We start from the raw sequence: 24174 nt of genomic DNA on the forward strand, positions 1-24174 counted from the left end.
ATAAACTGAATATTAAACCTTTGGTGCAAATATCGTACCGCGGCAAATATAGCATTGTAAAGAAAATACGGTATCGATGAATGCCGGGATTTTATCGATGAATGATTTGGAATCCTTACCGGTAGCGGCTTTTCAGAAACTTTAACTATTTGTATCATTTTAAAAACCCGATATTCGCCGCAAATTATGACTGCATGAAGAAATGCCTTTTTGCCGGCGGGATGCTGGCCTTACTGTTATCCGTTCGTGTTGCCGCGCAGGCGCAAAGTGCGCTGGAAAAAGAAGTACGCCAGTTCAGCTGGGGACTTTACGATGAGGTGAAACAGTTGCCGGTGGCCCTCGATCGCGTGTCGGTAAGCGACGGAGGTGGCGCGTATTCCTGTGCTGGCAAAGATCAATGCGTTCCTGAAAAAGCATGCAGATGCATTCTATCAGAGCCGCCTGCAAAGCCGGAAGCAGTGAAAGGCAAAATTCCGGACGTGCGCGCTTATAAGCAGGTAGGTTCCCTTGCCATGGAGGAAATCCTAAGGGGCTTTTTGATGGACGATAGCACATTGAACCCTGTTTATGCATTAAAGACGAGTATCAGTGCCGAAACCCTGACCAACAATATGGCCACTACCTTTTTTATCATGCTGGATGAAAATGCGCAAACCAGCGATGAGAAATACCGCCTGTACGGTGCTTATGTATTCTCGGGCCTCAAACTTACGGCTCAGCAGGTGTCCGGCGACCTGTGGCATATATGGGCAGATGGTCAGTGGCGGGTGCTCGACCTCAACTGGGATATCCGGCAGAACAAAGTTTCGGGGGTAAAGGTTTGGACGAAGGGATAGATTTCGTTTATATATTATACGTTAAAGGGCCAGAAGCTTCACTGAACCGTCACCGAACCATCACCCAGCCATCACTGAACCATCCAGGTAAGTTACATATGCTTTGCTGTATCCTTCGCTGATCCTTCGCTCATCCTTCGTTAAAACCGCTACTATGGCCGAAAGAGCGTTGGATGAGCGAAGGATCAGCGAAAGATGCTGTTAGGATGCCCTTAAGGGCGCATCGCTTTGCCCCAGGGGGAGTACAACGGCGGGCGAACAGTTTTTCTACCAGTCAGATGACTTTTTTAACTATTCTTTAAATAATTAAATTAATTCGTTAATAGATTGATAATCAGTTTGTATTTCGTTTAATAATAATAATCAATATGCTGATTATGAATTGATCTGAAAAATGCCTAATTTCGGCCCCATAATTAGGGTATGATAATTTTTTTGTGTATAAAAACGTTACTAATCAATAATCTGTAAACCTTACTCTCTTGAAAAAGATCTTAGGCATTTTTTTGTTGTCCACGGCCCCGTTGTTGAGTTTTGCGCAGGATTGGCATGTTGGTGTGTTTGCAGGGATCAGTAATTATAGTGGCGACCTGAATCAGAAAGCGGTCGATTTTGGGTATACGCGTCCGGCGCTGGGTGTTCTGGTACGAAAGGACATCAGCCCGTTTTTACCCTGCGTGGCCAGTTTACCTGGGGCATGGTAGCGGCGGCGGACAGTACCAATAAAGACGTTGCCTTATTACAACGTAACCTCAGTTTTAAATCTAATATATGGGAGGGCGCCGTTATGGGCGAACTGAATTTCATGGACCTCGAGATGACCGGTTTTACGCCTTACATCTTCGGCGGTGTGGGCTTGTTCAGTTTTTATCCTAAAGCGAAAAATGCCGCCGGCGAATGGACGCCGCTGCGTCCTTTGCGTACGGAGGGCCAGGGTTTACCGCAGTATCCCGAACGGCCGATGTATAGTTTATACCAGGTGTCGCTGCCATTTGGCTTTGGCGCTAAGTACATTTTAACGGATAAGCTTACACTGGGGATTGAACTCGGGTGGCGTAAAACATTTACCGATTACCCGGATGATGTGAGTACTACTTACATAGACGAAAACACGTTGTTGGCCTATGCGGGGCAGCAGGCGGTAGACCTCGCGTTCCGTGGTGATGAAACCGGGCACTTTTTACCCCCGACTACTTATCCGCCCGATGGTACCATTCGCGGTAATCCTAAGAAGAAAGACTGGTACGTGTTCAGCGGTCTTACGCTCACCTATCGCATCGGCTCTGGTGGTGGTTATGGTGGTCGCCGTTCAACCAACTTCTCTAAGTGTTTCAAGATGTAATACCTTCTTTCATATAGATAGAAAGCCGCTTTTACGAGCGGCTTTTTTATGGCATACTTCTTGAATTTACAGGGTCAGGTTACCAAACGATACACCGGTGTTAAGCAGAAGTTGGTAACAGACAACCATCAATTAAAATATTAAGCTATGAAAAAGCTCATGCTCCTTATGTTGCTTGCCACGGGTGTTTCGTTCTCCGTTTCCGCGCAGGGCCGTGGTCACCACAAGGGTCATCATAAACGCCAGTATTGCGATGATGACCGCCGATATTCACGTAGAGATGATTGCCGTGACAGAAGATATTACCGCGTAGAAAGACATGAACACGTTTATTATGCGCCACCACCGCCGCGCCCGCGTGGTCGTGTAGTCGTAGCCGCTCCGCTGCCGCTGCCGTTACCACCGCCGCCGCCATTGTTCCCGCTGCCGCCAAGGCCGCGTGTGAGTGGACATGTAGTAATAAACGCAGGATTTTAGACGGAACCATGCATATGTAGAAATAGCCGTTCGGGTAACACCGGGCGGCTTTTTTATTTTCCGCATCGCGTAAATCATATTTCCAATATCGTAAATGATGAAAGTGAGCGGGGGCTATCTTCGTGGCAGGTTGATAAAAAAGAGGTTTGTTAAACACCCCAAAGATTTTACAACGCGATAATTGAGTTGGTCGTACGAATAAGCCGCGCCTTATCCCGGGCGCGGCGTTTTTTATGAAGCAGATAAACGCACGGATGATCAGTTCCGAAAGCACATAAAAAAGCCGGCCTTTGTTAAGACCGGCTTCGATATCAATATGTTAAACCTATTTGTGTATTTCCGAAGTAAAATGGAATTCGATCTCCGGGTTGTTCGTCCGTTCGGTGTTGAGGTACCATTCCGACTGCGCCAGGTAAACTAAGTGGCCATCTTTGTCCTCCACCACGTTCGAGCTTTTGAAACGGATGAAGTCCTCCACTTTTTGTTTAGGGCCGGTAATCCAGCATGCTTTGTAAAAAGGCAGGGTGTTAAACTGGCAGGCCGCACCATACTCCTGTAACAGGCGGTATTGGATAACCTCGAACTGCAGTTCGCCCACACAACCGATAATTTTGCGGTTGCCGCCATGCTGGGTAAACAGCTGGGCAACGCCTTCGTCGGTGAGTTGGCGAATGCCTTTTTCGAGTTGTTTGGTCTTCATCGGGTCCTTGTTCACCAGCTCTTTAAACAGTTCCGGGGAGAAGCTTGGGATACCGGTAAAATACAGGTCTTCGCCCTCGGTTAAGGTGTCGCCGATTTTGAAGTTGCCGGTGTCGAACAAACCTACCACGTCGCCGGGATAGGCGTCGTCCACGATGTTTTTATCGCGGGCCATAAACGTATAGGGGTTGGAGAAGCGCACGTCTTTATCCAGCCTTACGTGATGGTAAAATTTGTTTCTTTCGAACTTGCCGGAGCAGATGCGTAAAAACGCGATACGGTCGCGGTGACGCGGATCGAGGTTGGCGTGGATCTTAAAGATAAAGCCGGTGAACTTATCCTCACCCGGTTCGATCTCGCGCACAGTAGATGGGCGGGGCGCCGGTACCGGTGCAATTTCCACAAAGGTGTCCAGCATATCTTTTACCCCGAAGTTATTGACGGCGCTGCCAAAAAATACGGGCGCCATTTTACCTTCCAAGTAGGGCTGTTTATCGAATTTATCGTACACGCCTTCGATCAGTTCCACGTCGCTGCGCAGCTGCTGTGCGTCCCTGGGCGTTAAACAGTTCGTCCACTTCCGGTGCATTTACATCGGGCATGGGGATGATATCGTCGTCGGTCGCTTTTTTTGTTCGCCGCAAAGCTCACAAAGCTCTTGTCGTACAGGTTGTATACGCCTTTGAAGTCTTTTCCGCCATTGATAGGCCAGGAGAGGGGGCGAACGGATATGTTCAGTTTTTCTTCCAGCTCATCCAGCAGGTCGAAGGGGTTTTTACCGTCGCGGTCCATCTTGTTAACGAAGATGATCACCGGGGTATCGCGCATGCGGCATACTTCCATCAGCCTTTCGGTCTGCTCTTCCACGCCCTTCACGCAGTCGATCACCAGTACCACGCTGTCCACCGCCGTGAGCGTGCGGTAGGTATCCTCGGCAAAGTCCTTGTGACCAGGGGTATCCAGCAGGTTTACGAGGGTGTCGCGGTATTCGAAGGTCATTACGGAGGTAGCCACGGAGATACCTCTCTGCCGCTCAATCTCCATAAAGTCAGAGGTCGTATGTTTCTTGATTTTATTCGATTTAACCGCGCCCGCCGTCTGGATAGCGCCGCCGAACAGCAGGAACTTTTCCGTCAGGGTAGTCTTACCCGCATCTGGGTGGGCAATAATGGCAAAGGTTTTTCGCCTGTTGATTTCGCTAGCGTATTTCATTGAAATAAAAATGGCTGCAAAGGTACGTATTTTTAGGTAGAAGGGGCCTTTGGTCATTTATTCCCGCATCACATCAGTATAAATATTAAATTTGATCTATGCGCTCCACTGTAAAGATTCTCTGGAATAGTTTAAAAATGGCCCTGCAGGAACTGCGGGTGAACAAGGTACGTACGTTCCTGTCGCTGCTGGGGATTACCATCGGCATCTTCTGTATCATCGCGGTTTTTGCCGCTACGGACAGTATGGAGCGCAACGTTCGCAGTGAAGTGGAAACGCTGGGCAGCAACGTAATTTATATCCAGAAATGGCCCTGGGGCGGCGGGCCGGATATGCCCTGGTGGAAATATGTAAACCGGCCGGTGACTGCCTATAAAGAATTGAAGCCTTTGCAGGAAAAGGTGCCTAGCGCCGAACACGCGGCGTTTACTTTTAATAGTGGCGGCAAAAAGATCGAGGTGGGCAGGGACTACATGGAAAACGTGGAACTCATGGCCGTTACGCAGGACTTTGATAAGGTGCAAACCCTCGATATCATCTATGGACGCTATTTCAGTCCTACCGAAACAAATACGGGCGCTAATACCATTATCCTGGGCGGTAATATCTGGCAGTCTTTGTTTCCCACGCCCGAGGCGGCTATCGGAAGCATTGTGAAAGTGAGCGGCCGGAACTGTAAAGTGATTGGCCTGTTGAAGTATAAAGGAGAGGGAGGGCTCATCAATATCAACTTTGACGATGCGGTACTGGTTCCCTACCTGTTTGGTCGTACCATCGTGGATGAGCGTCGTTTTGCAGACCCCTATATCATGGTAAAAGCCCGCCAGGGCGTATCGTTGCAGCAGCTGAAAGATGATGTAACCGGTACGATGCGTGCCACACGCAGGTTGCAGCCTAAGCAGGAAGACAACTTTTCACTGAATGAGATTACCACGATCAATGATGACTGGATTCCCTTTTCAGCCTGCTTAACACCGCAGGCTTATCCATCGGCATCTTCTCGCTGATCGTAGGCGCCTTTGGTATCGCCAACATCATGTTCGTTACGGTAAAAGAGCGTACGAACATCATCGGTCTGAAAAAAGCCATTGGCGCCAAGCGCAACGTGATCCTGCAGGAGTTCCTGCTGGAGTCGATCCTGTTGTGTGTGATCGGGGGATTACTTGGGCTGCTGGCGGTATTTGCCGTAGCGCAGATCGCGACGGCGCTTATGGGCTTCCCCTTTATTCTTTCTACCAGGAATATTATTATCGGCGTAGGTTCTTCGGTGATAGTGGGCCTGCTGGCCGGCTTTATCCCCGCTTGGTCGGCCTCCCGCCTCGATCCGGTGGTAGCCATCCGCGGCAATTAGTAAAAACGCCGCGCGCTGCTTATCTTTGCAAACTTTATGACGGCAGTTAAAATTTTAGCGATAGAATCCTCATGTGACGAGACGAGTGCTGCGGTGCTGGTAGACGGAAAAGTGTTATCCAACATCATTGCCAATCAATCGGTACACGAACAGTACGGTGGCGTAGTGCCCGAACTGGCTTCCCGTGCGCACCAGGAGAACATTGTTCCCGTGGTGGACGCGGCGCTGAAGAAAGCCGGCGTGGATATGCAGGACCCGGACGCCATTGCTTTTACGCAGAGTCCCGGCCTCATCGGCTCCCTGCTGGTAGGCAGCTGCTTCGCCAAATCGATGGCCCTGGGGCTTAATATCCCGCTCATCGGGGTCCACCACATGCAGGCCCACGTACTGGCCAATTTTATCGAAGATCCCCAGCCATCCTTTCCTTTCCTTTGCCTCACCGTATCCGGCGGTCATACGCAGATCGTACAGTGTAACAGTCCGCTCGATATGAAAGTGATCGGCGAAACCATGGACGATGCTGCCGGCGAGGCATTCGATAAAAGCGCCAAACTGATCGGCCTGCCTTATCCTGGCGGACCGTTAATCGATAAGCACGCCAAAACAGGCAACCCGCTTCGTTTTAAGTTCCCCGAGCCGCAGATTCCCGGCCTCAACTTCAGTTTTTCCGGGCTTAAAACCGCGATTCTTTATTTCCTGCAGGAGAACAGGGCGAAAGATCCTTCGTTCGTGGAAGACAACCTCGCCGACATCTGCGCATCTATCCAGCACCGGATCATTACTATTTTGATGAACAAACTGGTAAAGGCTTCGCAGGAAACGGGCATCAAACAGATGAGCATCGCCGGCGGTGTAAGTGCAAACTCAGGTTTGCGTGCGGCGCTGGCGGAATACTCGGCCAAATATGGCTGGTCGTATTACATTCCTAAATTTGAATACTGTACCGATAATGCGGCCATGATTGCCATGACCGCTTATTACAAATACCAGGCTGGCGAATTTGCCGCCCTGGACGCTGTTCCCAGCGCCCGCGCCATTTTTGGCGAGTAATTTTAACCCGATTCCTTGATTGGCCTGCTGATCCCATTTAACCGCAAATACCATTGCATGAAGAAGTTTGTCCTGCTGACGATCTGGACCCTCGTTACAACATTTACAAGCATGGCGCAGCAGCGTCCGTCGCAACAGAGCTGGAAAGAGCAGAAGTATTCCATGTTTATCCACTGGGGCGCCATTTACAGCACGCTTGGCGGCGTGTGGAAAGGTCAGCCCGTCAAACAGGGCTATAGCGAACAGATTCAATCGCAGGCCGGTATTTTCAGCGATGTGTATGGCAATGTGGCCAACCGTTTTAACCCGGCGAACTGGAAGCCCGATTCTATTGCCCTGCTGGCCAAAGCGGCGGGTATGAAATCGGTAGTGATCACCGCCAAACACCATGATGGTTTTTGCATGTTCAAGTCGGCTTACACCAACTATAACGTGGTAGATGGCACGCCCTATAAACGCGATGTGGTAAAGGAGTTGGCCGATGCCTGTAAACGCCGGGACTGAAGTTCGGGGTGTATTTCTCATTGATCGACTGGCACTTTCCGCCTGCTTACCCGATGTCCAGCCACAACGCCGATCTGATTCCCGATCAGCATCACCAGCATAACATGGACCAGGTAACGGAGCTGATGAATAATTACGGCCCGATTTCCGAGATATGGTTTGATATGGGCTCACTGACCCCGGTGCAAAGCCAGGAGCTGGCCGCACTGGTGCATCGTTTACAACCCGATTGTATGGTGAGCGGCCGGTTAGGGAACGATGCCGGTGATTTCTGCGTGATGGGCGACAATGATTATCCCGATTATAAAATAGCGACGCCCTGGCAAACGCCGGCGTCGATGTACGACGAAACCTGGGGTTACCGCTCCTGGCAGGAACACGTTGCGGTTGCGGATAAAGCTTTGCAGAAGCTGGAGGGATTACTGAAGGTAGTGAGCCGCGGCGGTAATTATTTGTTGAATATCGGCCCCCGCGGCGATGGGTCTGTTGTGGATATAGAGAAAGATGTGTTGCTGCGTAACGGCAAGTGGCTCGCCGTAAACGGGGAGGCCGTGTTTGGCACATCGCCCAATCCTTTTCACCAGTTTTTAGCTGGGGAGAAGTGACGGCGAAGTCTGGCAAGTTATACCTCAGCATATTTCATCAGCCCGATAATAATACGATCGCGCTACCCGGCCTGAAAGGTGACATCAGCAGCATACAGGTGCTGGATAGCAACAACGCAAAACTCAACTGCCAGATCACCGTAGCAGGCGATGTTACGTATATCGGTCTGCCGGCGAAGTTCAAACTGAACGGGCGCGCGCGGGTATTAAAGCTGAATTTCAAAAGTGGTTACAGCGTGCTGCCGGATCACGTCATGGATATGGGCCTTAATAAGCACCTGGTGCTGGACCGCCACAACGCGGAGAAGCATTACAGCTTTTCCGGCGTGGATTATTACAGCTTCTACCGCAGCACGGTGGAAAACAGCTGGCTGGTCAGGGCCGATGCGGATATGCGCATGGTGCCGTGGTTGTCGTACACCCAGCAGGAACGCGACAAAGCGATTACCCCGGTGATGAACGACCGCCTGCAGACCGTTAAATTGATTTGCACCGATTCTATCCTGATCAGCGCCCCTACGCGGAAAATCGACTGGGGTATTATTTACCTCGCCGGGCCGTATCCGGTGGGCGCCAACTGGACGAGTGAGAAGGTAACAGCGAAAGACCGCAAGCCGCAACTGGAGCCGACGAAATGGAAGAACGACGAGGTATATGAATTGACCAATGCAGGCGATGCCGTGTGGACCATTTACCAGGAAATCACCGCTGCTGAAGAAGGCCCGTACATCATCCGGCTAACGAGCGGCGATGGCATCCAGGTGTACCTGAATGAAGAGGAGCAAACGGTGCACAATAACCCGGCACGCGGTTTAACGCAGCAGGAATACCTGGTTTTGCCGCTGAAGGCGGGTGTAAACAGGTTGTTCGTGAAAGTGTACAAACGCTTTGCGCCGAAAACCGTGGTACGATCGATAAAAATGTGCCGCAGTACATGTATCGCCAGCGCCTGGCGCCACAGCAACTGAAAAGGGGCGATGTGGGGAGTACAGCTGGAAGCTCTACAACCCGGTATCCGTGCACCGCGATATGCGTCTGCCGAACCTGGAATTACATTTAGCGCAGTAAGATGGCAAACGATTATTTCCAGTTTAAACAATTCACCGTACACCAGCAGCGCGCTGCCATGCGCGTTTGTACCGATGCCTGTATCCGGGCGCCTATACGGCCAGCTACCTGCGTAACGGGCCTCCCGCACGCATCCGGATATCGGCGCCGGCACCGGCCTGCTCAGCCTCATGCTGGCCCAGGCGGTTCCTGCTCATATAGATGCACTCGAACTGGACGAAGACGCCTTCGCACAAGCCGGTGAAAATTTCGCGGCTTCGCCCTGGGCACAACGCCTCCGTGTCATACATGCCGATGCGCGCAGCTTCCGCAGCGAACAGCCTTATCCCTTTATTATTACGAATCCTCCTTTTACGAAAACGCCCTCAAGAGCGGCAAGGCTGCCCGCAATGCCGCCATGCACGCCACCGATCTTGATTTCGGGGCGCTGATCAGTATTATCGATCAGCAGTTAAGTGCAGATGGCAAATGTTCTGTGTTGTTGCCGTACAGCGAATTCCCAAAGTTCCTGCAACTGGCGCAGGCGCGCGGCTTCGGACTGGCGCTGCGGCTGGACGTGCAGCAGTCGCCCAGGCATGGCTTTTTCCGGACGGTGGGGATTTTCACGCGAGGGGAGGTAGTAACCCAAGCGGATACGTTGTTGATTTATGGGGAGGGAAATCAATATACGGATGCGTTCGTGGCGTTGTTGAAGGAGTATTACCTGTATTTGTAGTTACTTCCCCTCCACATACTCGCCCAAATACGCATACTCCTCAGTTAACCTACCGCCCTTCGCAATCGTCGCTTTCGCGATCATTTTACTATCGCCTTTCATCAACTCATCGAACACAAATTTCATCAGCTGGTCGCCGAAGTACTGCGATGCATCGCGGGGCAGCTCGTTCGGCAGGTTGCCCACGCACATCATGGTCACGCCCTCTTCATGGAAGGGCGGCAGTTTTTGTTGGGTAAAGCGGTTTACGTCATATACCGGCTCTTCGATGGTGCCGTCGCCCAGGTTGCAGGGAATGGAGCCCTGTGCGTCGTCCGTAATGTCGGCGATCACGCGGATGCGGAAATTGTCTTTCGCCAGGTCCGCCCAGGAAAAGAGCGGTTCAATATTTTTATCCCAGTAAATGCCGTTCATTAAAATGTCGCTGGCCGTCACGTAAGGAAGAAACTTGCAGTCGTAGTTTTCGGGATGTGCGTGAAAGTCTTCGCGGCTATAGGTTTTATCTGTTTTGCGCAGGTAAAGTTCGCCCGCTTTCAGTTGCGTGTACACCGGGTAAGCGTAACTGTTAATCAAAAATTCCTCTGGTGGAATATACTTGATGCCCAGTAAGCCCATCACCTCTAAAATGCCCGCCGTTACACGGCCGGAGCCGGTCGCCACGATTTTGATGGGTGGTATCTTTACCCCGAAATAATGGGTGATCAGCTCACGGAAATCGCGGCATTCGTGTACCCGCTTAAATTTAAACGTACCGGTACGCTCGCCGTAAGCCAGCAGCCCGTTATGCGCGCCCACTACGCCGGCAAAGAAGCCGAAGCCGAGTATCCGTTGCCCGTCTTCATGCACCAGGCATTCGTAGTCGATCAGCGTAATGTTTTTTTCCAGTATGGCCTGCAGCATCCCGCGGTTATGGGGCTGTTTCTTTTTAGTATGAGAGAAGAAAAGGTACGTTTTACCCGCCAGCAGCTTATCGGTCGGAATTTCCTTGATGCCGAGCAGCACTTCGCAGTCCGATAAATCTTCTGCGAGCTGCACCCCTGCCGTACGGTACTCCTCATCGCTGAAACAGCGTCCTGTAGAAGGTTGCACGGTGATGGTTACGCCGGGATAATGCGTCATGATCCATTTACATTGCAGGGGCGTAAAGGCTACGCGGTTGTCGTGGGGTACTTTCTCCTCGCGGATCAGTCCAAGATGCAGCTTTTTAGTCATAGCGTCGGAATAGCTTCCCCTGCAACATAACGAATTTCAGGCAAATCAATCTATCATAAACTCCCAGGCGCTCTGGTAGGCATTATGGCGCTCAGCATAACTGATAAAGCCGGCATAGAACTCATCCTGCGAAAGTGTACCGCTGTCGCCGATCACCACCAGCTTTTTACGCGCGCGGGTCATGGCCACGTTCATCCTCCGGATGTCGCTCAGGAAGCCGATCTTGCTATCGGCATTGCTGCGCGTCATGCTGATGTACACGATGTCGCGCTCCTGTCCCTGGAAGCTGTCGATCGTGTTCACGGTTATCTTACTGGCATAAGGTTGCAGGTCCGGCGAACCGGCCAATTGTTCTTTCAGTAGTTGTATCTGTTGTTTGTAAGGCGATATCACGGCAATGGTCGGGAAGTCCTGCCCGCGGTAATGCGGTTGCAGTGAGGCGACCAGCTGCGACAGGTGTTTAAATACAAACGCCGCTTCTTCCGGGTTGGTGGTACTGGTGCCGTCCAGTTGCTCTTCAAATCCGCAGCCGGCCGTATCTATAAAGTGCAGGGGCACGTCTTCCTGGTGCAACAGGTGTTCGGCCACCGAAGCGTGCGCCTTTAATTTATCTTCATAAAAAACAGCCGAAGAATATCCCATGATCGCAGCGTGCATACGGTACTGTTCCTGCAACAGTACTACCGTTTCCGGATACAGCTTTACGCATTTTTCCAGCAGGGTAACGGCCAGTCCTTTGCGCGCTGCTTCGTCCGATTTAATGGTGGGTGATAACTGGCAATGGTCGCCGGCGAGCACCACTTTTTTCCTTTCAGGATGGGTATCCAGCAGGCGGGCTCCAAAGCCTGACCGGCTTCGTCGATCACCACGGTATGGTATTGCAGGTTCCGCACAGTATAGTGATTGGCGCCCACAAGGGTAGCGGCAATCACCTGCGCCTTGCCCATCAGGTCGTCGATGATATACTGTTCGGTGTTTTCCACCTGCTTCATGATGTTGCGGGCCTCGTCGAACAGGGCTTTACGCTGGTCACGCTCCGCTTTTCCGAAGCTGCGCTTGTATTTATGCGCCATGTTCTTAAACTCCGACGCCTGCTTTTTCATCCGTTTGATGTCTTTCATCTGAGGATGGCCGGCCATTTTACTGTCCAGCGTTAAAGCCGCCAGTCGCTCAGACACGCGCGCGGGGTTGCCTACACGCAGTACGTTCAGTCCCGCCCCCGATAATTTATCGCTTAGCAGGTCTACGGCCGCATTACTCGGCGCTACCACCAGTATCTTACGCGGATCGTTTTTCGCCAGGGTTTTAATTGCCTGCACCAGCGTAGTGGTTTTGCCCGTACCGGGAGGACCGTGCACAATAGCGAGGTCGTTGGCGGATAATATCTTGTTTACCGCATCCTGCTGCGAGGCGTTCAGTGCCGGCAGGGTAACCGGGTGTACGTCGGTATCGAAAGTGGGGGATTGCTCCCCGGTAAGGATGCGCACGAGGCGGCCTTCTTCCTTCTTTTCGCCCAGGCTGTCGGCCAGTTTTAACGCGGCTTCCATTTCATCGTAGCTGTTATCATCAAACAGCAGGTCGATGCCCAGTTTTCCATCGCGGCTCCATTCTGGCAGTTCGTCGGTGCGCAGGGTAATGCGGAGCCGGTCGCCGCCCTGCCAGGCAATGACGCCTTCTTCGCGGCAATGTTGCGGGTCGTGGTTGGAAAAGAAAGTGGCGGCTGCGCCGAAGCGCAATTGGTGAGGGATGTCCTGGTGGGTGGTACGTTCCACTTCCACCGATATATAGTCGCCGCGCGTCATTTCCGTGTCGCGGATTGCGATCGGGTACCACGTGAGGCCATTGGCGCGTCGTTCATTTACGGAGCTGTTTTCGGTCAGCGCCCGGTAACTGCGTTTATCTTCATCCAGTTCTATTTTCAGCAGTTCCAGCAGCTTTTTAAAATAATCCATCCTGCAAAGTTAAGCATTTATGGAATTAGGCATTTTGGTGCATCATGTGGCCGGGAGTGCGTTTGTGTGGCAGGAATCCATTTACCTAAATCTAGCTGTGTTGAAGTACCTGTTTTTACTTTTGCTGCTGACGGGCGGCTGTTTCACGTTAAGAGGCCAAACGAACGGGCCGGTCAGGTCGAACGATTATGAGGAGCTGGTGCGGCAACAGGCTGCGCAGCGAACCGGCGATACGGTCTTTGGCCTCAACCCGGTGGGGCGTTCACCGCTGCGTGTGCTCAATGAATACGACTTGTACATGGGGATGGTGAAGTCGGTACAGTATACCGATTCATCCCTGTATGTTCAACCCTGGTACGGCAGCAACTCCGCATCGGTGCTGCTTACACGGCCACCTGGGAGCAACGTTACCTCAACCGCCAGCCCGCGTTACAGCAAACTTATGCCCAGGGCCGCAACAATACCTGGCGTGGGGCCGAAACGGGGAGTTATTCAGCTACGGCCCGTTGTTGCCGACGCTTTTCTACGATGGCGCCCCCTATGAGTATGATGAAAAGGGGCGCCTCTCCGCCATGGGCAGCGGCCCGGTGGCAAAGCCCTATCGGAATAATATCCTCCGCAACCCAACCTTGTTATCACAGGTGTTTAACGTAGATCTCGCGTACCTGCGTAATAGCGACAAAACAATATGGAGCGGTATGAAAATATCCCGCGCAGATGAAGCGACACCGGTCAGCAACAACGATCATACGCTCCGCAGCCTCGACCTTATGCTGGGTGCGGGCTTCCGCGGTTGGAAACTCCAGTCTAAATTGCTCCGGCAGGAGGATGACTTCTCCAATTCCAATCGAACGGGCTTTCTGAACCGCGCTTATCAATATGGCCTTTTAACACCGGCCAGCTTCGAAAATGCGCAGGGGGCAACGTTGCAGAATGGCGCGCAGCGGAGTTACAGCCTCCAGGCAGATAATCCCATCTTCCTGTTGCACAATTATGGTCATTTCTATCACCGGGAACAAACGAACGGTGGGCTTGAAGTAGAGAAGTCATGGAATGGCTTTCGTTTGTCGCTGATACAGGCGATGGAAAAGGTGCACGATATAGCGGAAGAAGGCTACGAGGCCGGCACGGCCGGTTTTCCGGACAGGGCAGCCTTACGCCGGTCGCAGGACGATCGTTCCTATTATTTAAAATTTGATGCCGCACGGGAACGTATTGAACTGCTGGAGGGTGCGGTCGACCTGGGGTTACGTATCAGGTATACACTGGCAGATAATGAAACCGTCATTAACTACCTGGCGGGAGATGCCTGGAAATACGGGCGCAGTACGCATGAAGTGCATACCAGGACGGAGTTAAAACATCATTTTAACGGTGGAATTGACCTTATCCTTGAACTGGGTAACACCGGCTATACTTCTAATACTGCGGCGGCGGGGCAGGCGTGGCTGCCTTCCGCAAGCTACAGCTCAACCGTATCCGCTTAGGACCGGGAAATCTTTACCTGTCGGGCGGTTATGCCAGCAGTGTAAGCGAAAAGTCTGTCAGCCGTTCGCTTTCCTATATCGGCCTTACGGCATTGGACCCCTCGCAGTTAAACAGCTATCGGCCTGTGAACGAAGTGACCTCCTTCCGCGGTTTATGGCCTACTGAAAGTCGTTCCTGGGAGGGAGGTGTGCGTTGGAGCCTTAACAATTGGTGGCTGAACCTGCAAAGTTATACCCGCCAGTTAAACCGCGATGTATTTCCTGTACTGGAAAATAGCCGGTGGTGCTGAAAGATCTTGCCGACCACCGCGAGAACGGGTTTGAGGCCGTTGTGGCGTACAATGAAGCGTTTGGCCAATATAATTATCCCGTTGATAATCGTTGGCATGTATCGGGGCAACTTTCTTTCAACAAAACAGTCAGTAAGGTAACCGGTATTGGTAACGGGTATGATTATACGCCATTGGTGGGATTCCGGGGTATTAACCGGGCAGTGGTGAAAGGCGCCCCGCTGGGCGCTATTGTTGGCAGTTCCTACCGCCGCGATGCGGAGGGGCGGGTAATAGTGGGAGCAGATGGGTTTCCGTTGGTCGACAATACGCCGAAGGTGATCGGTAATCCCATCCCGGATTTTGTGATGAAACACTCCCTGGGTTTGTCGTGGCGTCGTATCCGGTTTAATCTTGATTTGCAGTACCAGCGCGGTGGGCAGGTATGGAATGGGACGCAGGCGGCCCTTGATTATTATGGCCGGTCGGCTGTTAGTGCGCAGTGGCGTAATACGCGTGATTACATCTTTAAAGGCGTGAAAGAAGATGGGCATGTGAACGATATACCCGTAGCTTTTAACGACCCTGTCGCGCCGCTGGAGCAAAACCGCTGGGTGCGTTATGGCGTGGCCGGTGTGGCGGAGCAGTATATACAGGACGCAGACCATACTCGTGTCAACAACGTATCGCTGGGATACGAGCGGAAAGTGTTCCGGGCCACCGGTTTCAAAATTACGGCCTATGCCCGTAACCTGTTGCTGTGGACGGCTTACGACGGTAACGATCCGCAGCAGGAGCTGATGGGGATCAAGGGCGGTAACGGCCTCGATTTTTTTAACCTGCCTTCGACTAAAAACTTTGGTGTCACCTGCTCAATTACGCTCTGATCTATGAAGTCACGGATACATTTTCTGATGGCGGCGCTGCTGCTGCTTATTGCCGGAAAGGCAGGCGCACAAAAGGCTTATGCCAGCATGCGCGAAAAGGCTTATGCACATACGAACCACGTTTTTTTCAAACCCGGCGAATCGCTCTATTACAAAATATATATCGTCAACGCATCGGATAATACCCCTTCCAATGTAAGCCAGGTGGCCATCGCCGAGCTGCTCGGACCTTCCGGTGCGCTGGTGAAGAAACGGAATGTGCCGCTCGTGTATGGCCGTGGCGACTCCGGCTTTCAGCTTGACCCCAACTGGCCGGGCGGGGTGTATAAGCTGCGCATATATACGCAATGGATGCGCAATGAAAGCGATAGTCTTTTCTTTGAGAAGTCGATTACGGTACAAAAAACGATCAGTCCCCGTGTGCTGATGAAGCTCGATTTCCCGGCTAAAGGCCTGGGGCCGGGCGACGAAGTAGTTGCCGACCTGGAGGTGCGCAACCTGGCGGGTTTACCTATCAGGTACCAGCAGGGCAGCTACCAGGTAACATTCGCCGGAAATGTTTACCGGTCGGGTATTTTTGAAACAGATGAAGCAGGGAAGTGCCAGTTTAAATTGCGCTTACCCGACACCCTTGCTACCCGGGATGGGTTGTTGAATATCTCCTTCAACTACAACGGTTACACGGAAAACATTGCCCGTAATCTGCCGCTGGCGTCCGGCCAGCTGGATATGCAGCTGATGCCGGAAGGTGGTACGCTGGTGGCCGGCCTGCCTAATAATATTGCTTTCCGGGCAATAGGTGTTGATGGACAGCCGGTAGATGTAAAAGGATATTTGCGCGACAGTAAAGGCAAGCAGGTGGCCACCTTTGAGGCCTATAAATTCGGGATGGGCCGTTTTATATTAACACCCGAAGCAGGCATGACTTACGAAGCAGTGATCACCTCTCCCAAAAACATACAACAACGGGTCGGACTTATGCCGGTGGCCACACAAGGGGTGGTGCTGAATGTGCTGAACGACCGGCGGCCCTCGTTAAAAATTTTGTCTACCATGGAGCAGGAGGTATTGATCACCGGCACCACACACGACAAACTGATATTCCGCGATCAGGTGAGACTCAGAAAAGGACAACTGCTGATCCCCATCGCCGATACGGTTTTCCCACCTGGTATTGCACGTTTTACGCTCACCGGCCTGGATAACCGCCCGTTGGCGGAAAGAGTCTGCTTCCTAGGTGGCAACCGGTTGTTGCGCACCCGTATAACAACAGATAAAGCCGTATACGCGCCGCGCGAAAAGGTGAAGCTGTCTGTACGCACCACCGACCAACAGGGCCGGCCTTTGCCCGCTGATCTGTCGCTGAGCGTGGTGGATGATAAACTGTGGACTATGGCGGACGACCGGCAGGACCATCTTATATCCCTGGTTGCTCATGAGCAGCGAGCTGCGGGGAAAAGTATATGAGCCTCCTTTCTATTTCAAAAGGATGAGGAAAAGGCCGCCGGTGCGCTGGACCTTGTAATGCTGACGCACGGCTACCGCTACTTTGCTTACCTGCCGGAAGTAAGGCAGTCGGGCCTCCTGAAATACGCGCCGCAGCTGGGTAACATCTTTAGTGGTATTGTTACTGATACTGCTGGTGTGCCGGTGGTGGCGGACGTGTTTATGATCGACTACCGGGTGTCGAAGCGCGCGGTTCGGATAGCAACAGGGCCGGATGGAAAGTTCTTTTTCTCCGCACCCACAGCGGCCAATCAATTGCTGGTCATTGCTAAATCCAGGCAGGCAAAGCAACCGGTAAAGATCAATATGGAGAAGTCCGGTTCCAGTCTTAACGCGCCGCTGCCCGAATCGGTGTTTATGGACGATGCGGTTACGTGGGAGGCGCAGCCGCTGCAGCAGGATATCAGGAAAGGAGAGGAACTTTTTGCAAATAAAATCAAAGTGGCGGCACCGGACCAGGCGCTGTCTGAAACGGTGGTCGTTGGTTATGGAGTACAGCGGCGGGAGGCATTGACCGGGGCTGTCAGCAGCATCCGGAGTATTGAGGTGGCCGGTGGTAATCTCACCGGCGCACTGCAGGGAAGAGCGGCAGGTATTATGATTCGTGGTGCGGGTGCAGCGACACCCAGCTACGAACTGTATGGATCGCGCAGTGCCGTGGCCACGGAGCCGTTGTTTATCGTGGATGGCTTGCCGGTTGACAAGCTGAACGCGTCGCTGAACATGAACGATGTAACCAATGTATACGTATTAAAGGACGCAGCAGCCACCGCGATTTATGGCAGCCGTGGCGCCAATGGTGTAATACTCATCACCACCAACTATGGCGGCGGTTCTTTTGCTGTGTCGCTGAATAAACGCTATTACTACGCCCCGGAGAACGTTCATAACTGGCAGGAACATGACTATGAGCGATTGTTTTATGCGCCGAATTATGGATACGACGATGACGAACGTGTGAAGAATGATTTCCGCGAAACGATTTACTGGACCGGCACCGTACAAACCAACAAAGATGGAAAAGCTGACCTGGAATTTTATAACTCAGATGCCAACACGACGTTCAGGGTAATTGCGGAGGGGCTTTCGTACGACGGGAAGCCGGGAAGAGCAGAAGTCACTTATACGGCACAATCGCCGCTGAGTGCGGATATTAAAGTGCCGCCTTACTTAACGGTTGGAGATAGTGCAATGTTGCCGCTGGTACTGAAAAACAACCGCGATACGAGTGTGGCCGTTAAACTTGCGCTGTGGCTGCCGGATGGCTTTAGTGCCGGCAACTATCAAGATAGTTTAGTATTGGGTGCCGGAGAAAGCAGGCGCGTTTTATTACCGGTTGCGGCCAGCAAGGCGGTTGGTGGCGTGCTGCGGTTAGGTGTTACCACGGGCAAACGCACGGAACGGCTGGAGTGGCCTGTGTCAGCGGGTGCAAAAGGCTTTCCGGTAGTGACCACCCTGGGCGGGACCGACCAGGTGAAAAAGAGCTTCGAGGTCAGGAAAGCGCTGCCAGGCAGTGTGGTTGCCAGCCTGGGGGTGTTTAACGACCTGGCGGAACAGCTTTCGTCCGGTATAGATGATATGTTACGCGGGCCGCATGGTTGCTTTGAGCAAACGGCCTCGGCGGCCTATCCGAACATCTATATCCTTCGTTACCTGCGAAGCAATGGGAAGGCCAATTTTAACAAGGAAGACCGGGCATTGAAATACCTGCAGCAAGGGTATAACAAGATGGCCGGGTACGAGGTGAAACATGGCGGTTTTAGCTGGTTCGGGGAGGCGCCGGCCAAAGTAGCCCTTACAGCTTATGGCTTGCTGGTGTTTAAGGAGATGAAAGAATTTATCCCTGTTGATTCGCAACTGCTGGTGCGTACCCGCGATTTCCTGTTAGCGCGCCGCGATGGCAGGGGAGGCTTCAGGGTGAACAGCGATGCCGCGCCGGATGCGGTACAGGACATGTACATCGTGTACGCGTTATCGCAGGCCGGGTATGGCGAACAGGTAAAGAAAGAATACGAAGTTAGTGCAGCAAAGACCGCCACCAGCGGCGACGGTTATCGCCTGGCACTGGCGGCGCTGGCGGCGCATAATATGGGTAAGTTGGCCGACTACGACCGGTTCCTGCAACTGCTGGCCGCCTGTAAGGATAAGCCGCTCATGGGCGCCGTGAGCGGTTTTACGGGCAGTCGCGGGGAAGACACGGAGGTGGAGGCCCGGGCGTTGTATGCGTTGGCGCTGATGCGGGCGGTGCAGCCGGACCAAACATTGGTAACAGAACAACTGTCGAAGTTGCGCCGGCTTGTTAGCGGTTATGGCAACACGCAAAGCATTTCCCTCTCGCTGAATGCAATAACAACATACAGCCGCCAGTTATTAAAGCATGCTATGGACGGACAAATCAGCTTAACGCTGAACGGCCGTGCGGTAACGCCGAAAGACAGCATAGCTGGTTTTATAAGGGAGGGCGAAAATACGGTGGACGTACACTTTGGTCCTGGTGAACGTACGCCTTACAAACTGGCCGTGGGTTACTACACCTTGCTGCCACCGGATAGCGAGGGCGCTGCAATTCACTTACAGACGAAGTTACAGGTCGGGCGCGCAAAAGCCGGTGAAACCGTGCGTTTACAAGTGGAAGTGAAGAACACCAGCGAGTGGAAGCAACCCATGGTTGCCGCGCAAATTGGTATTCCCGCGGGATTAAGCCTGCAGCCCTGGCAGCTGAAACAGTTGCAGGAGCAGCATGCATTTGATTACTACGAGATGTTCAATAATTACCTTGTATTTTACTGGACGGGCATGGAAGGATCGGCGGTGAAAAATATTAACCTCGATCTGAAAGCGGAGATACCCGGTGTGTATACCGGTAAAGCCAGCAACGCCTACTTGTATTACATGTCGGGTGCGCGCCACTGGAACCCTGGTCTGTCCATCACCGTGGAGTAGCGGATATATCCGAACCTTACCGGAATATGTACAATTATATTTGAATGGAGGAAGCTGTAAATTGCTTAGTTTTGGCCGTTAAACAGGTTTTAATTTTACAATGCACAGGCTTTTTCTATGTTGATGTGCTGCGCGCTGGGGGTGCAGCAAATGCAGGCCCAGACGATATCCGCAGACAGTGTAACCAATACCGTCACTTCCTCCGCCGATACCGTTCCCACACGCGAAAAGGTATACAAGGTGAATCCCTGGGTGGAGTTGCCGGCAGGTTTTGGCGGTGTATTGCTCTTTTCGACCGTGGCGCTGCCTGCCCTTACCCGGCATGCAGCTCTCAACGAGCAACAGGCCCTGGCCCTGAATCCTGCTGATGTGAACTGGTTCGACAGGCCCGTTATTTTCAACGACCCCGCAGGGTATGGCAAGGCTATGAGCCGTTCCGACCTGTTCCTGAACATCTCGGTGTTAAGTCCTGCTATTTTAGGGCTGGATAAACGCATCCGCAAAGACTGGTTCGATTTGCTGGGCATGTATTTCATGACGCACACCGTTAACCAGACGCTCTATACCGGCCTGGCCTTCGCTTTCCGTCGCGAGCGCCCTTACACGTATAACGCAGACGTTCCTGTGAAAAGTAAGGTAGGCGATGCTAAAGCGAATTCGTTTTACAGCGGCCACGCCGCCGTAGCTGCAGCCTCCACTTTTTTTCTCGCGAAAGTATACACCGACTACCATCACATCACCGGTTGGCGCAGGATTTTGCTGTATGGCGCCGCCGCCGTTCCGCCGTCTGTAGTAGGCTACTTCCGCATGGAAGGTGGCCGCCACTTCCGTACGGATGTAATGACGGGTATTGTAATGGGCGCAGCTACGGGGATCTGGTGCCGGAATTACACCGGTTCAGGGACAAACATAAAGGCATCAGCATGTCACCTTATTACGCTCCACAGTCGAGTGGACTGAGTATGACGATTGCGTTGAATAAACAGTAGGCGTTCCCATATTTTAACGGGCCCTGTCGCGTTGCGTGGCGGGGCTTTTTGTTTTGCTGGAGCCCCATCGCTACACGATCCGCAACGGACTTACAATCGCCCCTGCACCGCGCTGCAATGCGCTCATCTGCGCAACCGCGGCATCCCGCATCATCTCGTACCGGTCTTCTTTGCTCAACCCTTTTTGCAGCAACACCGCATTAATGCTCTCAAGGTTCGAGAGCACGATTAACTGGTGGGTATCCGCATAGTCGCGGATCGTTTTGTTGCCTGAGGCAAGGGCGGGATGTTTCTCTTTCCATTCGCGGGAGCCCCTGGCCAAACAGGGCAAGGTTGATCAGTTCTGCTTCTTCGGAGTAGGCGGCTTTTTCTTCTTCGCCGGAGAAGCGCGATTTAACGGCGGCGCTGTGGATCTTGTAGTTGGTGGCTGCCAGCGCGCGGCGGAAGCTCCATTCGGAATGTTGCCCGCCGCTGTCCTGCAGCGTTTTGACGAGGCGCAGTTTGAACATCGGGCTGATCCAGCCGGCAAACTCCACGGCAATGTCGCGGTGTGCGTATGCGCCCGCGTAACGGCCTGTCCTGATGCACAAACCCGTGGCCGCGGTTTTCTCGATCCAGGTTTTAACCGTGATGGTAAAGTCCGGCCGCGCGCTTTCCTGTACCAGTTCTTCGAAGGCTTCGTCCGGGAAATATGGGTTGTACAACTGCTCCCAGATGCCGAGCAATACGAGGGTGGAAGTTTGTCCCAGCCAGCGCGTTACCGTGAACGCGTCTTTTTCCATGTCTGAAAGTGAAAGGTGGCCGGATTGGCGGAGGTCAACAACGGAAATAATCGTTTCGTCAACGACAAGTGCTTTTTTCTGTACCATAAAATGTGGGTTAACAATGATACTTGAAGGTACAAAAAACAGGGCAATAAAACAAGTTGAGCGGCGTGGAAAAAGCGGAAGTTTGTGACCCAACTGCGCCTGAAAAAGGGCTAAAGCGGGCGCCCTTTTTTCACCGATTCTTTGATAAAATACACCACTATGCCGAGCATCGCAAAGCTGATGCCGGTGAGCATCATGACCGTGCCCGTAGATACGAAAACGGCGCCCCATATCAGCAAGGCAAGGATCACGGGTAAAGGGTACAGTGGCATGCGCCATTGGAGCGAGGAGCGGCCTGCGCGGCGGCTGAGGAGGATGAGTCCTACTGCCTGCGCCATAAACTGCACCAGGATGCGCATGGCGAGGATCGCGGAAATTACGTACTCGAGTTTTACCAGCAGGCTGAACACGAAGGCTACGCCGCCTAAGAACAGCAGGGAAATATGCGGAAAATTTCTCGTCGGGTGCAGTTTGCCGAATACACGGAAGAACGCGCCATCTTGCGCAGCGGCATATGGGATGCGGCTGTAACCGAGGGTGGCCGAGAACACGGAGGCAAAAGCCACCCACAGGATCATGATGGTTACAATGACCGCGGCTACCGGTCCGGCTAATGTTTCAATGAAATCGCTGACCACATATTTGCTGGCGGTGATTTTGTCCATCGGCAATACAGACGCTACACTGATGTTCATGCAGAGATACAAAATTGTAATGCCGGTAATGGAGATGAACATGCTGCGCGGGATGTTCCGCTCCGGGCTCGTAATTTCGCCGCCCAGGTGGCACACGTTATAATAGCCGAGGTAGCTGTACATGGTTTTTACGCTCGCTACGCCCAGCGCGGCGCCAAAGGCATAATTCAGTTCTAATCCCGTGTTGATGTTGTGGATCGGCGCCATGAAGTTACCGTGTGCAAAGCCGCTGCCGATAATCCAGGCCATGGTGATGAGCACGCCCATCCACAGGAGTACGCTGATTTTACCGATGGTTTCTATTCTGCGATAGAGGAGGAGAATAATGAGAATGACCACACCGCCGCTGACGAGTTTTTGTCCGTAGAAGCCGAGCGGAAGCAGGTAAGAGGCGTATCCTGAAAATCCGATCGCGGCTGAGGAGATCACCAGCGGGGCTTGTATCATGGTTTGCCATACGAACAGGAAACTCATTAACCGGCCGGTACGCGGACCAAATCCTTCCTTCAGGAAGTTATAACTACCGCCGGCCTTTGGAAAGGTGGCGCCTAATTCGCTCCACACCATCGCATCGATGAACGAGAGTACTGCGCCGGCGATCCACGCGTATAAAAAACCTGGCCCGTTCATGATTTTAGCGACCAGGCTCAGCACGATGAAGGGCCCGATGCCCACCATGTCGGTCATATTAATGGCGGTGGCCTGAAGGAGGCTGATTCTGCGCGAGAGGTGTGGTTGATCCATAAGCGGCGGTAAAAGTAACCTTTTTCGTTGAGCCGCTGGCGGCAGGAGTGCTTTCCTTGAGGATAGTAGATTTCGTATTATCCGGTTGATAGAAATAATCAATGCGCCGTGGCGGGGTGATTTTGGTGTCGTGCCGTGGTGGCCTGTTTTCGGAGAAGGTGTAAATGATCGCGTTAGATTTTAATCAGAATAGGATAAAAAAATATTAGTACCTGCGTTGAAATTGTAATAGTTTTGGTAATACCGGTTTTTACCACGTTAGCAAAATAAAGACACGTTAGATGAAATGACACTTAAGATGCCGGTATCCCGATTTTATTTATGAGCGCTGAGTGAATATCATGCCCTTCATATTCCTTTTGTTCCACCCGTGTGTACATGTTGTGCCCTTGCCGAGTGCTTGACCCGTTTGTCCTGAAACATCGTATGCCCACGTTATTCGTATCACCACAAGTTGGGCGGTTTGTTATGCCCTCCCAGTAACCTGAGTATTTTAATTCCAAGCAATATGAAAAACCCGCTGTTCGAGTAGCGGTCAGGCAACAAAAGAAATAATATCCTTCATCTCTAAATTTCACATTCATGAGAAACTTTCTACGAACGTGGCTGTTGCCTGCAATGTTGGTGCTTGCGCCATCTGTTGCAGCGGTGGCACAGGGGTACAACTGGAGCGCCGTCCGCATAGGGGGCGGCGGCCGGGTGACCAGTATCAAGGCGCACCCTAAAGTCCAGAATCTCTTTTTATTACCACCGATGTAGGTA

Annotated in this window: 25 protein-coding genes and 2 pseudogenes; 18 read left to right on the top strand and 9 right to left on the bottom strand. The window is 52.4% G+C overall.

Annotated features, from left to right (window positions below):
* Positions 1–194 precede the first annotated feature (194 nt).
* The 3 genes from MKQ70_RS07455 (at position 195) to MKQ70_RS07465 (ending at position 2178) form a co-directional block, all read left to right on the top strand.
* On the top strand, positions 195–836 hold the full coding sequence (locus tag MKQ70_RS07455) for a hypothetical protein (protein ID WP_248069618.1): 642 nt from the start codon (positions 195–197) through the stop codon (positions 834–836).
* Between the two features lie 482 nt (positions 837–1318).
* Positions 1319–1540, top strand: coding sequence for a hypothetical protein (locus MKQ70_RS07460; RefSeq protein WP_248069619.1), 222 nt, complete (start codon positions 1319–1321; stop codon positions 1538–1540).
* The gene (locus MKQ70_RS07465) at positions 1534–2178 is read left to right on the top strand and encodes a hypothetical protein (protein ID WP_248069620.1); all 645 of its coding nucleotides are present in this window, start codon (positions 1534–1536) and stop codon (positions 2176–2178) included. The genes MKQ70_RS07460 and MKQ70_RS07465 overlap by 7 nt, the downstream gene beginning before the upstream one ends.
* Before the next feature lie 166 nt (positions 2179–2344).
* Here the strand turns inward: MKQ70_RS07465 and MKQ70_RS07470 are convergent, their stop codons facing one another.
* The 3 genes from MKQ70_RS07470 to MKQ70_RS07480 all read right to left on the bottom strand — a co-directional run bounded on the left by MKQ70_RS07470 (position 2345) and on the right by MKQ70_RS07480 (position 4566).
* Entirely contained in the window at positions 2345–2812 is a 468-nt protein-coding gene (locus MKQ70_RS07470; protein WP_248069621.1) for a hypothetical protein, read from the bottom strand.
* A gap of 168 nt (positions 2813–2980) precedes the next feature.
* Positions 2981–3943, bottom strand: a complete 963-nt coding sequence (locus MKQ70_RS07475; protein ID WP_248069623.1) for a peptide chain release factor 3 — start codon at positions 3941–3943, stop codon at positions 2981–2983.
* Positions 3916–4566, bottom strand: a complete 651-nt coding sequence (locus tag MKQ70_RS07480; RefSeq protein ID WP_248069625.1) for a GTP-binding protein — start codon at positions 4564–4566, stop codon at positions 3916–3918. Before MKQ70_RS07480 ends, MKQ70_RS07475 begins: the two co-directional genes overlap by 28 nt.
* 98 nt (positions 4567–4664) lie before the next feature.
* On the opposite strand from MKQ70_RS07480, the gene MKQ70_RS07485 reads away from it, so the two are divergent.
* The 7 genes and pseudogenes from MKQ70_RS07485 (at position 4665) to MKQ70_RS07515 (ending at position 9859) form a co-directional block, all read left to right on the top strand.
* Positions 4665–5573 carry an ABC transporter permease gene (locus tag MKQ70_RS07485; RefSeq protein ID WP_248069627.1) on the top strand — a complete coding sequence of 303 codons (909 nt, stop codon included), beginning with the start codon at positions 4665–4667 and terminating at the stop codon, positions 5571–5573.
* Between the two features lie 29 nt (positions 5574–5602).
* Positions 5603–5917, top strand: a complete 315-nt coding sequence (locus MKQ70_RS07490) for an ABC transporter permease (RefSeq protein ID WP_248069629.1) — start codon at positions 5603–5605, stop codon at positions 5915–5917.
* A 36-nt stretch (positions 5918–5953) separates the two neighbouring features.
* Positions 5954–6967, top strand: a complete 1014-nt coding sequence (tsaD, locus tag MKQ70_RS07495; RefSeq protein WP_248069631.1) for a tRNA (adenosine(37)-N6)-threonylcarbamoyltransferase complex transferase subunit TsaD — start codon at positions 5954–5956, stop codon at positions 6965–6967.
* Positions 6968–7129: 162 nt separating this feature from the next.
* Positions 7130–8076: pseudogene (locus MKQ70_RS07500) on the top strand (alpha-L-fucosidase).
* Positions 8073–9044, top strand: a complete 972-nt coding sequence (locus tag MKQ70_RS07505; RefSeq protein ID WP_248069633.1) for a hypothetical protein — start codon at positions 8073–8075, stop codon at positions 9042–9044. The pseudogene MKQ70_RS07500 and the gene MKQ70_RS07505 overlap by 4 nt, the downstream one beginning before the upstream one ends.
* Before the next feature lie 237 nt (positions 9045–9281).
* Positions 9282–9575: pseudogene (locus MKQ70_RS07510) on the top strand (methyltransferase); the annotation flags it as partial.
* The gene (locus MKQ70_RS07515) at positions 9542–9859 is read left to right on the top strand and encodes a hypothetical protein (protein ID WP_248069635.1); all 318 of its coding nucleotides are present in this window, start codon (positions 9542–9544) and stop codon (positions 9857–9859) included. The pseudogene MKQ70_RS07510 and the gene MKQ70_RS07515, both read left to right, overlap by 34 nt.
* Here the strand turns inward: MKQ70_RS07515 and MKQ70_RS07520 are convergent, their stop codons facing one another.
* From MKQ70_RS07520 to MKQ70_RS07530, 3 genes are read right to left on the bottom strand one after another with little or no spacing between them, the layout of a single operon-like run.
* Positions 9860–11071, bottom strand: a complete 1212-nt coding sequence (locus MKQ70_RS07520; RefSeq protein WP_248069637.1) for an NAD(P)-dependent oxidoreductase — start codon at positions 11069–11071, stop codon at positions 9860–9862.
* Positions 11072–11116: 45 nt separating this feature from the next.
* Positions 11117–11872: a DEAD/DEAH box helicase gene (locus tag MKQ70_RS07525; RefSeq protein ID WP_248069639.1), complete on the bottom strand. Its 756-nt coding sequence runs from the start codon at positions 11870–11872 to the stop codon at positions 11117–11119.
* Entirely contained in the window at positions 11773–13023 is a 1251-nt protein-coding gene (locus tag MKQ70_RS07530) for an AAA domain-containing protein (RefSeq protein WP_248069640.1), read from the bottom strand. The genes MKQ70_RS07525 and MKQ70_RS07530 overlap by 100 nt, the downstream gene beginning before the upstream one ends.
* A gap of 100 nt (positions 13024–13123) precedes the next feature.
* Between MKQ70_RS07530 and MKQ70_RS07535 the strand changes: the two genes are divergently transcribed.
* The 7 genes from MKQ70_RS07535 to MKQ70_RS07565 all read left to right on the top strand — a co-directional run bounded on the left by MKQ70_RS07535 (position 13124) and on the right by MKQ70_RS07565 (position 21075).
* Positions 13124–13567, top strand: a complete 444-nt coding sequence (locus MKQ70_RS07535) for a hypothetical protein (RefSeq protein ID WP_248069641.1) — start codon at positions 13124–13126, stop codon at positions 13565–13567.
* Positions 13530–14510 (top strand): hypothetical protein, encoded by a 981-nt coding sequence (locus MKQ70_RS07540; protein ID WP_248069642.1) that lies wholly within the window; start codon positions 13530–13532, stop codon positions 14508–14510. Before MKQ70_RS07535 ends, MKQ70_RS07540 begins: the two co-directional genes overlap by 38 nt.
* Positions 14468–14800: a hypothetical protein gene (locus tag MKQ70_RS07545; RefSeq protein ID WP_248069643.1), complete on the top strand. Its 333-nt coding sequence runs from the start codon at positions 14468–14470 to the stop codon at positions 14798–14800. Before MKQ70_RS07540 ends, MKQ70_RS07545 begins: the two co-directional genes overlap by 43 nt.
* A complete protein-coding gene (locus MKQ70_RS07550; RefSeq protein ID WP_248069644.1) occupies positions 14794–15666 on the top strand; it encodes a hypothetical protein in 873 nt (290 codons plus the stop codon). The genes MKQ70_RS07545 and MKQ70_RS07550 overlap by 7 nt, the downstream gene beginning before the upstream one ends.
* 3 nt (positions 15667–15669) lie before the next feature.
* Positions 15670–17133 carry an alpha-2-macroglobulin family protein gene (locus MKQ70_RS07555; protein WP_248069645.1) on the top strand — a complete coding sequence of 488 codons (1464 nt, stop codon included), beginning with the start codon at positions 15670–15672 and terminating at the stop codon, positions 17131–17133.
* A gap of 57 nt (positions 17134–17190) precedes the next feature.
* Positions 17191–20115 carry an alpha-2-macroglobulin family protein gene (locus MKQ70_RS07560; protein WP_248069647.1) on the top strand — a complete coding sequence of 975 codons (2925 nt, stop codon included), beginning with the start codon at positions 17191–17193 and terminating at the stop codon, positions 20113–20115.
* Between the two features lie 117 nt (positions 20116–20232).
* Complete coding sequence (locus tag MKQ70_RS07565) at positions 20233–21075, top strand: phosphatase PAP2 family protein (protein WP_248069649.1); 843 nt, start codon at positions 20233–20235, stop codon at positions 21073–21075.
* 99 nt (positions 21076–21174) lie between these two features.
* On the opposite strand, the gene MKQ70_RS07570 is transcribed toward MKQ70_RS07565, so the two are convergent.
* The 3 genes from MKQ70_RS07570 to MKQ70_RS07580 form a co-directional block, all read right to left on the bottom strand.
* Positions 21175–21330: a hypothetical protein gene (locus MKQ70_RS07570; RefSeq protein ID WP_248069651.1), complete on the bottom strand. Its 156-nt coding sequence runs from the start codon at positions 21328–21330 to the stop codon at positions 21175–21177.
* The gene (locus MKQ70_RS07575; RefSeq protein ID WP_248069653.1) at positions 21314–21973 is read right to left on the bottom strand and encodes a KilA-N domain-containing protein; all 660 of its coding nucleotides are present in this window, start codon (positions 21971–21973) and stop codon (positions 21314–21316) included. Before MKQ70_RS07575 ends, MKQ70_RS07570 begins: the two co-directional genes overlap by 17 nt.
* A gap of 110 nt (positions 21974–22083) precedes the next feature.
* A complete protein-coding gene (locus tag MKQ70_RS07580; RefSeq protein ID WP_248069655.1) occupies positions 22084–23412 on the bottom strand; it encodes an APC family permease in 1329 nt (442 codons plus the stop codon).
* A 582-nt stretch (positions 23413–23994) separates the two neighbouring features.
* Between MKQ70_RS07580 and MKQ70_RS07585 the strand changes: the two genes are divergently transcribed.
* Complete coding sequence (locus tag MKQ70_RS07585) at positions 23995–24171, top strand: hypothetical protein (RefSeq protein ID WP_248069657.1); 177 nt, start codon at positions 23995–23997, stop codon at positions 24169–24171.
* Positions 24172–24174: the final 3 nt, after the last annotated feature.

Origin of the sequence: Chitinophaga sedimenti (assembly GCF_023156195.1) — a bacterium.
In the GTDB taxonomy this organism is placed as follows: domain Bacteria; phylum Bacteroidota; class Bacteroidia; order Chitinophagales; family Chitinophagaceae; genus Chitinophaga; species Chitinophaga sedimenti.